At 70.6% G+C, this 9,807-nt stretch carries 9 protein-coding genes; 6 read left to right on the forward strand and 3 right to left on the reverse strand.

Features of this window, described 5'->3' with window-relative positions; translation table 11 throughout:
• Nucleotides 1-16: 16 nt before the first annotated feature.
• Together GV027_RS13030 and GV027_RS13035 are read left to right on the forward strand one after the other, a co-directional pair.
• Nucleotides 17-2,416, forward strand: a complete 2,400-nt coding sequence (locus GV027_RS13030; RefSeq protein WP_159512125.1) for a DUF3772 domain-containing protein — start codon at nucleotides 17-19, stop codon at nucleotides 2,414-2,416.
• 65 nt (nucleotides 2,417-2,481) lie between these two features.
• Entirely contained in the window at nucleotides 2,482-4,521 is a 2,040-nt protein-coding gene (locus GV027_RS13035; RefSeq protein ID WP_159512126.1) for a TonB-dependent receptor plug domain-containing protein, read from the forward strand.
• A gap of 114 nt (nucleotides 4,522-4,635) precedes the next feature.
• On the opposite strand, the gene GV027_RS13040 is transcribed toward GV027_RS13035, so the two are convergent.
• Together GV027_RS13040 and GV027_RS13045 are read right to left on the reverse strand one after the other, a co-directional pair.
• Nucleotides 4,636-6,177: an ABC transporter permease/substrate-binding protein gene (locus GV027_RS13040; RefSeq protein WP_159512127.1), complete on the reverse strand. Its 1,542-nt coding sequence runs from the start codon at nucleotides 6,175-6,177 to the stop codon at nucleotides 4,636-4,638.
• Nucleotides 6,174-6,935: an ATP-binding cassette domain-containing protein gene (locus GV027_RS13045; protein ID WP_159512128.1), complete on the reverse strand. Its 762-nt coding sequence runs from the start codon at nucleotides 6,933-6,935 to the stop codon at nucleotides 6,174-6,176. The genes GV027_RS13040 and GV027_RS13045 overlap by 4 nt, the downstream gene beginning before the upstream one ends.
• A gap of 53 nt (nucleotides 6,936-6,988) precedes the next feature.
• Between GV027_RS13045 and GV027_RS13050 the strand changes: the two genes are divergently transcribed.
• Complete coding sequence (locus tag GV027_RS13050; RefSeq protein ID WP_159512129.1) at nucleotides 6,989-7,774, forward strand: SDR family oxidoreductase; 786 nt, start codon at nucleotides 6,989-6,991, stop codon at nucleotides 7,772-7,774.
• A gap of 106 nt (nucleotides 7,775-7,880) precedes the next feature.
• Here the strand turns inward: GV027_RS13050 and GV027_RS13055 are convergent, their stop codons facing one another.
• Nucleotides 7,881-8,177, reverse strand: a complete 297-nt coding sequence (locus GV027_RS13055) for a 4a-hydroxytetrahydrobiopterin dehydratase (protein WP_031394518.1) — start codon at nucleotides 8,175-8,177, stop codon at nucleotides 7,881-7,883.
• Nucleotides 8,178-8,224: 47 nt separating this feature from the next.
• On the opposite strand from GV027_RS13055, the gene GV027_RS13060 reads away from it, so the two are divergent.
• The 3 genes from GV027_RS13060 to GV027_RS13070 all read left to right on the forward strand — a co-directional run.
• Complete coding sequence (locus GV027_RS13060; protein ID WP_234387565.1) at nucleotides 8,225-8,647, forward strand: metallopeptidase family protein; 423 nt, start codon at nucleotides 8,225-8,227, stop codon at nucleotides 8,645-8,647.
• The gene (ccmA, locus tag GV027_RS13065) at nucleotides 8,644-9,228 is read left to right on the forward strand and encodes a heme ABC exporter ATP-binding protein CcmA (protein ID WP_201302694.1); all 585 of its coding nucleotides are present in this window, start codon (nucleotides 8,644-8,646) and stop codon (nucleotides 9,226-9,228) included. The genes GV027_RS13060 and ccmA overlap by 4 nt, the downstream gene beginning before the upstream one ends.
• Nucleotides 9,228-9,807: heme exporter protein CcmB (locus GV027_RS13070; protein ID WP_159512131.1), on the forward strand; the 580-nt coding region annotated here is incomplete at its 3' end. The genes ccmA and GV027_RS13070, both read left to right, overlap by 1 nt.

A 9,807-nucleotide genomic window follows, 5' to 3' on the forward strand; every position in this document is an offset into this window, starting at 1 on the left:
CTGTAGAGCCGGGCGGATGATCGTTTTGCGCTATTTCGCCGCGGTGCTGCTGCTCGTGTCCGCTGTGCCTGCCCTGGCGCAGGACGAGGCGAGGGTGGCGACCGTGGCGGCGGGGCTGACGCGGGCGTCGGCGGAGTTGCAGGCGGTCGACGATGCGGCGGTCGAGGCGCGTGACGATGCGGCGCGGCAGGCGTTGCGGACGCGGGCGGAGGCGGTGCAGGCGACCGCAGCGGAGGCGGTGCGCGTGCTGACGCCCGAAATGGCGCTGGTCCAGGCGCGGGTGACCGAGCTGGGCGCGGCGACGCCGGGGGTGGTCGAGGCGCCCGAGATCCGCCAGCAGCGCCGGTTGCTCGCGCAGAGCCAGTCGGCGATCGATTCGGCGATCAAGCGCGCGCGGCTGATCGGGGTCGAGGCCAAGCAGCAGATCGACGATATAGGTGCGGCCGAGGCGGAGGAGCTGGGCCAGCAATTGTCCGAGCGCAGCGCGTCGCCACTGTCGCCGACGCTGTGGACCGCGATCGTCGATCACCTGCCGCGCGACACCGCGCGGCTGAACCGGTTCGCGGCGACCGGCGCGCGCCAGTTCGTGCAGCGGTTCGACATGCAGGCGGCGATGATCGCGCTGACCGGGCTGCTCGCCGCACTGGTGCTGCTCGTGCCGGTGCGCGGTGCGCTCCACCGGCTGGGGCGCGGCTATGCGACCGATCATGCGCCGGGGGGGCGGATCCGGCGGTCCGCCTATGCGCTGTGGCTGGTGGTGATCGGCACGATGTTGCCCGGATTCGCCGCGCTGGCGTTCGTTCAGTCGCTGCGCTGGTCCGCCTTGCTGTCGCCCGCGTTCGACCAGATCGCGACGCGTTTTGTCGGATTGTCGTTCTTTGCGGCCTTCCTGTCGGCGTTGGGCGGCGCGTTGCTGTTGCGCGCGCAGCCGAGCTGGCGGCTGTTGCCGATCGGCGACAGCGCGGCGCAGACGCTGCGCCCCTTCACCTGGGCAGCGGCGGGGTTGGTGTTCTTCGGCCAGCTGCTGATCACCGCCAACGCGCTGGTCGGCGCGAGTGCGGCGGCGTCGACCGCGGCGAACGCGCTGATCGCGCTGCTCCACCTGGCGCTGATCGCCGGCGTGCTGGTCGCGCTCGGGCGACTGAGGGCGGCGGCCCAGCCCGATCCCGAGAAGCCCGCCCGCAACAGCCTGCTCGCGATCGTCGCGCTGGTCGTGTGGCTGGCGGTGCTGGTCGCGTTCGTCGCGACGCTGACCGGATACGTCAATTTCGCGCTGAAGACCGCGCAGTGGATGGTGTGGGGGGCGATCGTCGGCGCGACGCTGTACCTGATGATGACCTTCACCGACGACGCCTGCCGCGCCGCGCTGTCGAGCAGCAACCGGATCGGGCGCAGCGCGAACAGCGGCTTCGGGGTCGGCAACCGGACGGTCGACCAGATCGGCGTCCTGCTGTCGGCGGTGCTGCGGCTGATGCTGATCATGCTGGCGTTCGGCGCGGTGATGGCGCCGTTCGGGGCGGGCGTGACGTCGGTGTTCGAGCTGTTCGGGACGCTTGCGGGCGGGATTACGGTCGGCGAGATCACGATATCGCCTGGCGCGGTGCTGCGGTCGATCGCGGTGCTGTTCGTTGCGCTGGCGATCATGCGCGGGCTGCAGCACTGGCTGGTCAACAGCTACCTGCCGACGACCGCGATGGACGCGGGCGCGCAGAATTCGGTGACGATGGTCGCGCGCTATGCGGGGATCATCGCCGCGGTGCTGTGGGCGCTCGCCGCGCTCGGGATCGGGATGGAGAAGCTGGCGGTGGTGCTCGGTGCGCTGTCGGTGGGCATCGGCTTCGGCCTGCAGGCGATCACGCAGAATTTCGTGTCGGGGCTGATCCTGCTCGCCGAGCGGCCGGTCAAGATCGGCGACTGGGTGCGGATCGGCAACCAGGAGGGCGACGTCAAGCGGATCAACGTGCGGTCGACCGAGATCCAGGTCGCCGACCGATCGACGCTGATCGTCCCCAATTCGGAGCTGATCACCAAGACGATCCAGAACATGACGCTGGCCGCGCCGATCGGGCGGATCCAGCTGCAGTTCTCGGTCCCGATCGAGAGCGATCTCGACGCGGTGCGGACGATGCTATTCACCGCCTTTGCCGACCAGAGCGAGGTGCTCGACGATCCCGAGGTGAAGGTGTTCATCGATTCGGTCGATGGCGGCCGCGCGAAGCTCAACTGCTTCGCCTATGTCGCGAGCCCGCGCGATGCCTATCCGGTGCGCAGCGCGCTGCTGTTCACGCTGTTGCGCCAGTTCCGCGAGGCGGGGATCGACCTGGGTGCGACGACGACGCGGATGGAGCTGATCGGGACGCCGCCCGCCGTCGGGGCCGCCGGAATCATGGCCGGACCGACCGACGCGGCGCGGTGAAGCGGCATAATCCTGCGACAATTGGCGCCTAGGTGCCGGGGTCAGGTCGATGGGATATCAGGGTTATGCGTACACTGGGTTTGATGCTGGCGGTGAGCCTGCCGGCGATGGCGGCGGCGCAACAGGCGCCTGCGCCGGTGCCGGCGACAGAGGGCGCGCAGACGGACGGTGCCGCAGCCGAGCCGGAGGATAGCGTCGAGGGCGAGGAGATCGTCGTCACCGGATCGCGCAAGCTGCCCGGATCGGTGGTCGGCGACATTCCGCCCGATCAGACGCTGGGGCAGGCGGACATCCGTTCCTACGGCGTCAGCTCGGTGTCCGACCTGCTCGCCGAACTCAGCCCGCAGACGACGAGCGGGCGCGGCAGCGGGGGCGCGCCGGTGGTGCTGCTCAACGGGCGGCGCATCTCGAGCTTTTCGGAAATCCGCGACATCCCGACCGAGGCGATCCAGCGCGTCGAGATCCTGCCCGAGGAGGTCGCGCTGAAATATGGCTATCGCGCGGACCAGAAGGTCGTGAACTTCGTGCTGCGCCGCCGCTTTCGCGCGGTGACCGCGGAGGCGATCGACCGGATGCCGACCGAGGGGGGGACGAACACGCCGCAGGCCAAGCTCGACCTGCTGACGATCGCGCGTGACCGGCGGGTGAACCTCCACGCCGAATATACGACGAGCTCGGCGCTGACCGAGGCCGAGCGCGACATCGTGCCGATCGCGGGGGGCAACGGCAGCGGGGCGGTGGGAGCGGGCGGCACGGTCGTCGATCCGACGCCGTTCCGCACGCTGCAGGGCCAGACGAGCACCTTCACCGCGAACAGCGTCTATGCGCGCAACATCTTCGGCAATGTCGGCGCGACGATCAACGGACGGCTCGAATCGACCGACAGCCGCAGCCTGAACGGCCTGCCCGTCGCCGCGCTGACGCTGGCGGACGGGAGCGTGATCAACCGCGCGCTCGACGATCCGGGCTTCCTGCCGCTGGCGCAGCGCGCGTCGTCGATCGCGGCGCATCTGGGCACGACGCTGAACGGGGATGTCGGCACGTGGCGTTGGACGGTGACGGGTAATTACGATCGCAGCGATACGCAGACCTTCACCGATACGGGCGTCGATGCGGGCGCGTTCAATGCGCGGCTGGCGGCGGGCGATCCGACCGCGGTGCCGCTGGGCGCGCTGACCGCGGCGGATATCGGCGCGGCGGCGGGCAACCGCGCCTATGCGACGCAGAGCATCGGCGGGATCGACGCGGTCGCCAATGGCCGGCTGTTCGCGCTGCCCGCGGGCGACGTGTCGACGACGCTCAAGCTGGGCGCGGAGACCGCCGATTTCGACAGCCGGTCGGATCGCGGCGGGTTCGCGCAGCGCGGTCAGGTGGCGCGCGACACGGTCAACGGCCAGGTCAATGTCGACCTGCCGATCGCGAGCCGGTCGAAGGACGTGCTGCCGTTCCTCGGCACGCTGTCGGCGAACTTCAACCTGGCGCAGGATCATTTGTCGGATTTCGGCACGCTGACGACGCTCGGCTATGGCGCGAACTGGGCGCCGATCCCGGCGGTGCGGCTGATCGCGTCGGTGACCGACACCGACCAGGCGCCGACCGCGCAGCAGCTGGGCAATCCGTCGATCACGACGCCCAATGTCCGCGTGTTCGATTATGTCCAGGGCACGACCGCGACGGTGACGACGATCAGCGGCGGCAATCCCGGGCTGAGCGCGGACAATAACCGCGTGACCAAGCTGGGGCTGACGGTGAAGCCCTGGGCGGGGCGCGAGGTGACGCTGACCGCCAATTATGTCGACAGCCGGACCGACAATCCGATCGCCGCCTTCCCGGCCGCGACCGCGGCGGCGCCCGAGACGCTCAATTTCGGCGGGCTGGCGACCGCAAACGTGCGGCTGTTCGCGGATCTGGGGCAGCGGCTCGAATGGGTGAAGGCGCGGCCGTGGCTGCGCGGGATGCGCGTCACGCTGTCGGTCGACAATGTGTTCAACACGCGGCAGCGGGTGACGGATGCGAGCGGGGCGGTGCCGAATACCTATCAGCCGGATTATCTCGATCCGTTGGGGCGGACGGTGCGGTTGAGCGTGCGGAAGTTGTTTTTCTGAGGCTCGCGTCATCCTGACGGAAGTCAGGATCCAGAGCCCAACAGCGCCGCCCTCCGTGGCTCTGGATCCTGACTTTCGTCAGGATGACGGGGTGGGGGCGGTTCAGCGTTCGGGTTACAGGCCGATCTTGCTGGCCAGCCAGCGGGCGGCGGCTTCGGGGGTCTGTTTGTCGGTGTCGCGGTCGACCTGGTAGTTGGCGGTGCGCATCGCCTCGACCGGGATGCGGCCGACGAGCGGGCGGAGCGCGGCGGCGAAGCGGGCGTCGTTCGCGCGGGCGGGGGCGACCATCAGGATCGCGTCATAGCCCGGGATCGCGTGGCGCGGGTCGGTGAGCACGGTCAGCTTGTCCGCGGCGATCCGGCCGTCCGAGGAAAAGGCGGAGATGACGTCCGCCTTCCCGCTCTGCAGCGCGCGGTACATGAAGGTCGGGCTGTACGGCGTGGTGCGTGCGAAGCGGAGCGGATAGGCGCGTTTCACTGCCGCCCATTCGGGGCGTTCGAGGAATTCGAGGTCGCTGCCGAGCGTCAGGCCGGGCGCGGCCTTCACCAGATCGTCGAGGCTCGCGATGCGCTGGCGGCGCGCAGGCTCCGCCTTCATCGCAAAGGCATAGGCGTTCTCGAACCCGAGCGTGCCGACCAGGCCGACGCCGTGCGTGCTCTTCGTCCAAGCGCCGATATCGGCGACCATCTTGGTGCGCTCGGGCACGTCGCTGCGCTTCATCTCGTTGGCCCAGATCGTGCCGGCATAGTCGACATAGACGTCGATATCGCCGCCGGCGAGCGCACCGAAGACGAGCGCTGAGCCGAGCCCGTCGCGATAGGTGACGGTGTAGCCCGCGCGCGTCAGCCGGTCGCCGATGAGCCGCGCGAGGATATATTGCTCGGAGAAATTCTTCGCGCCGACGACGACCGTCCGGTCGCCGCCGCCGCCGCGGGGCCAGAGCGGCGCGGTGGCGAGCGCGGTCCCTGCGACCAGCAGCGCGGCGCTCGCGATCCACAGCCAGCGACGGCGTGCGCGGATGCCCTGTTCGATCCCGCCGATCAGCGCGTCGACCGCGAGCGCGAGCGCCGCTGCGCTGACGCAGCCGGCGAGGACCAGCGCCCAGTTCTGCGTCTGGAGCCCGGCGAAGATCAGGTCGCCCAGACTCGGCTGGCCGACCGTGGTCGACAGCGTCGCCGCGCCGATCGTCCAGACCGCGGCGGTGCGGATGCCGGCGACGACGACGGGGGCGGCGAGCGGGGCCTCGACGAGGCGGAGCTTCTGCGCGGGCGTCATGCCGACCGCGTCGGCGGCCTGCGACACCGCAGGATCGAGCCCCTGCAGCCCCGCGACCGCGTTGCGCAGGATCGGCAGCAGCGCATAGAGCGTGAGCGCGATCAGCGAGGGGAGGAAGCCCAGCGCCGGGATCCCGCCGCCGACCAGCGCGGACAGGCTGAGCAGCAGCGGATAGAAGAGCGCGAGCAGCGCGAGGCTGGGGACCGTCTGGACGAGGCTGGCGAAGCCCAGCGCGACGCGCGCAACCGTGGCGTTGCGCGCGGACCAGATGGCGAGCGGCAGGCTGATCGCGATGCCGAGCAGGAGTGCCGCCGCCGACAGCAGCACGTGGCTGGCGAGCAATGGCGGCACGCGGGTCAGCGCGTCCAGAAGCGCGCTCATGCGACGAGCGCCCGGAGGCGGTCGGCCTGCGCGCGCGGGACCTGGACCAGAGCCTGCGCGTCGTCGCCGCCCTCACCCGCGACGAGCGCGGCGGGGGTCGCATCGGCGACGATCCGCCCGGCCTTCATGACGAGCACGCGGTCGGCGAGCAGCAACGCCTCCGCCATGTCGTGCGTGACGAGGATGGTGGTGAGGCCCAGCCGGTCGTGCAGCTCGCGGATGCGCGTGCCGAGCGCGTCGCGGGTGACGGGATCAAGCGCGCCGAACGCCTCGTCGAGGAGCAGCAGCCTTGCCCCCGGTGCGAGCGCGCGGGCGATGCCGACGCGCTGGCGCTGGCCGCCCGACAGCGCGTCGGGCAGGCGTCCGGCGATGTCGCGCGGCAGGTCGACGAGATCGAGCAGCGCGCCGACATCGGCCTCGTCGCCGCGGCCGGCGATGCGCAACCCGATCGCGATGTTCTCGGCGATCGTCATGTGCGGGAACAGGCCGATATTCTGGAAGACATAGCCGACCCGGCGGCGCAGCGCGGGCGCGGGGCCGTGCATGACGTCGGTGCCGTCGAGCAGGACGCGGCCGTCGCTGGGCTCGACGAGGCGGTTGATCGTCTTGAGGAGGGTCGACTTGCCCGATCCGGAGGTGCCGACGAGCGCGACGAAGCTGCCGCCCGCGATCTCGAGCGAGACCGCATCGACCGCGATCGTCGCGCCGTAAGCCTTGGTGACGCGTTCGAAAGCGAGCGCTGGAGATTGATCTGGCATCTGGGCGCAGGATGCGGGAAACATACCGCAAAATCAAACGGAGAGGATCGGCCATGAGCCAGCAGAGCATATTCATCACCGGCGGCGGATCGGGGATCGGCCGCGCGACCGCTTTGCTGTTCGCGCGCAAGGGCTGGCGGATCGGGCTGGCCGACGTCAGCGCCGCGGGGCTGGCCGAGACCGCGGCGCTGCTGCCCGAGGGGGCGTCGACCTATGTGATGGACGTGCGCGACCGCGAGGCGTGGGTGGCGTCGCTCGATGCGTTCACCGCCGTGACGGGCGGGCGGCTCGACGTGCTGTTCAACAATGCCGGGATCGGCTCTGGCGGGCCGCTCGCGACGACCGACTTCGCCGAGATCGACCGGGTGGTCGGGGTCAACCTGGTCGGCGTGCTGAACGGCGCGAAGATCGGCCATGGCTATCTGAAGCGAACGCCGGGATCGTGCCTGCTCAACACCGCGTCGGCGTCGGCGATCTATGGCTCGTCGGGGCTGGCGCCCTATTCGGCGACCAAGTTCGGGGTGCGCGCGATCACCGAGGCGCTCGACGGCGAATGGGCGGGCGACGGGATCAAGGTGCGCGCGATCGTGCCGAGCTTCATCGACACGCCGCTGCTGAACACGACCGCGGGGGGATCGAACCGGTCGATCCGCGAGACGGTGACGGGCGCGGGGCTCGAGCTGACCGGGGTCGAGGCGGTCGCCGACGCGGCCTGGGCGGCGGTGCACGGCAACGCGGTCCACACCTATGTCGGCAAGACGGCGCACCGCATGGCGTTCGCCGCGCGCTGGATGCCGGGGTCGCTGCGCAAGCGGATGCGGCGGAGTGTGAAGCGGTAGGGGGGCGCCTCCGTCATCCCGGGCTTGATCCGGGACCCAGTGTCACGGGCGTTGCCGTTTGGGGCTCTGGATCCTGACTTTCGTCAGGATGACGGGGTTGGTGCCGTCAGGAGTCGCCGACGATGGCGTCGATCGCTTCGGCCATTTCGATGTCGCGGGGGGAGAGGCCGCCGGCGTCGTGGGTGGTCAGCAGGATCTCGACGCGGTTCCAGACATTCTTCCATTCGGGATGATGGTTGGCGCGCTCGGCGATCAGCGCGACCTGGGTCATGAAGCCGAATGCCTCGACGAAATCGGCGAACACGATCGTCCGAGTGATCGCGTCGCGGCCATCGTCATAATCCCACTCGTCGAGCCCATCGAGCGCCTCGGCCCGCTCGGTCTCGTTCAGTGCCTCGATCATTCGCGTACCCTTGCAGCTATGGATCGCCAACGCGTATGGCTGGAGCCATGAGCGGGCAAGCGACAATCCATGGTGATACGCAGGGGCTCGCGCCCGATGCGGCTGCGATCGAGGCGATCGGGCGCGCGACGATCGCGCGGCTGCCCGCCGAATTCCGCGTGCATCTGGGCGACGTCGTCTTCGCTATCGAGGAATTCGCCGACGAGGAGACGCTGGCAGAGCTCGGCATCGAGCATCCGCTCGACCTGTCGGGGGTGTATCAGGGGCGGCCGCTGGGCGAAAAATCGTCGATGGATAGTGGCGCGATGCCCGACCGTATCACCTTGTACAGGCGGGCGATCCTCGAGGAATGGATCGAGACGGGGGTGCGGCTCGACGATCTGGTCGCGCATGTCACGATCCACGAGATCGGGCATCATTTCGGGCTGAGCGACGACGACATGCATGCGCTGGAAGACGCCGCGGCGTGAGCCTGGCGTTTCGCCGTGTCGCCTGCGATCGCGGCGGACGGCGGCTGTTCGACGACGTGTCGTTCGCGCTGGCGGCGGGCGACGCAGCGGTCGTCGCGGGGCCGAACGGCGTCGGCAAATCGAGCCTGATCCGGATCGCCGCGGGGTTGCTGCCGCCCGCCGCGGGTGCGGTGGCGGCGACCGGGCGCATCGCGCTGCTCGCCGAGGCGGCGGCGCTGGATGCGGAGCGCACGGTAAGCGAGGGGCTCGCGTTCTGGGCGGCGCTCGACGGGGCGGACGCGGCGGCGGTCGCGGGCTCGCTCGACGCTGTCGGGCTGGCGGCGCTCGCGGGGGTGCCGGTGCGGATGCTGTCGACCGGGCAGCGGCGGCGGGTGGCAATGGCGCGCGTGGTCGCGTCGGGCGCGCCGATCTGGCTGCTCGACGAACCGGGCAACGGGCTCGATGCGGCGTCGCTCGGGCGGCTCGAGGCGCTGATCGCGCGGCACCGGGACGCGGGCGGGATCGTGCTGGCCGCGACGCATCTGCCGCTGGCGATTCCGGGGGCGCAGACGATCGTCCTGTCTGGTGAGGAGGCGGCGTGATGCTGGCGCTGACCTTGCGCGACGTGCGGCGCGGCTATGCGGGGGGCGGGGCGGCGCTGGTCGTCGCGTTCTTCCTGCTGGTCGCGGTGCTGTTTCCGTTCGCGATCGGGCCCGATGCGGCGGTGCTCGCGCGGGTCGGGGGCGGGGTGATCTGGGCGGCGACGCTGCTCGCGGCCTTGCTGCCGGTCGAGCGGCTGGTGGGGCCGGATCTGGAGAGCGGGGTGCTCGACCAGTTGCGCGTGCGCGGGGTGTCGCTGGCGCTGGTCGCGGCGGCGAAGATCGTCGCGCATTGGGTGGCGTTCGCGCCGCCGCTGATGCTGGCGGCGATGATTGCGGCGGGGTTGCTCGACCTGTCGGGGGCGACGTTGCTGCGGGTCGAGATCGGGCTGGCGATCGGGACGCCGGGGCTTGCCGCGCTGGCGGTCGCGACGGGGGCGCTGGTCGCGGGGTTGCGCGGCGGGAGCGCGGTGGCGGGGCTGGTGATGCTGCCGCTCGCGGTGCCGTTGCTGATCTTTGGCGCGGGGGCGCTCGATCCGGTCGGCGGGGCGGGGGCGTTCAAGCTGCTCGGCGCGGTGAGCC

Source organism: Sphingomonas sp. T1 (assembly GCF_902506585.1).
In the GTDB taxonomy this organism is placed as follows: Bacteria; Pseudomonadota; Alphaproteobacteria; order Sphingomonadales; family Sphingomonadaceae; genus Sphingomonas; species Sphingomonas aerolata.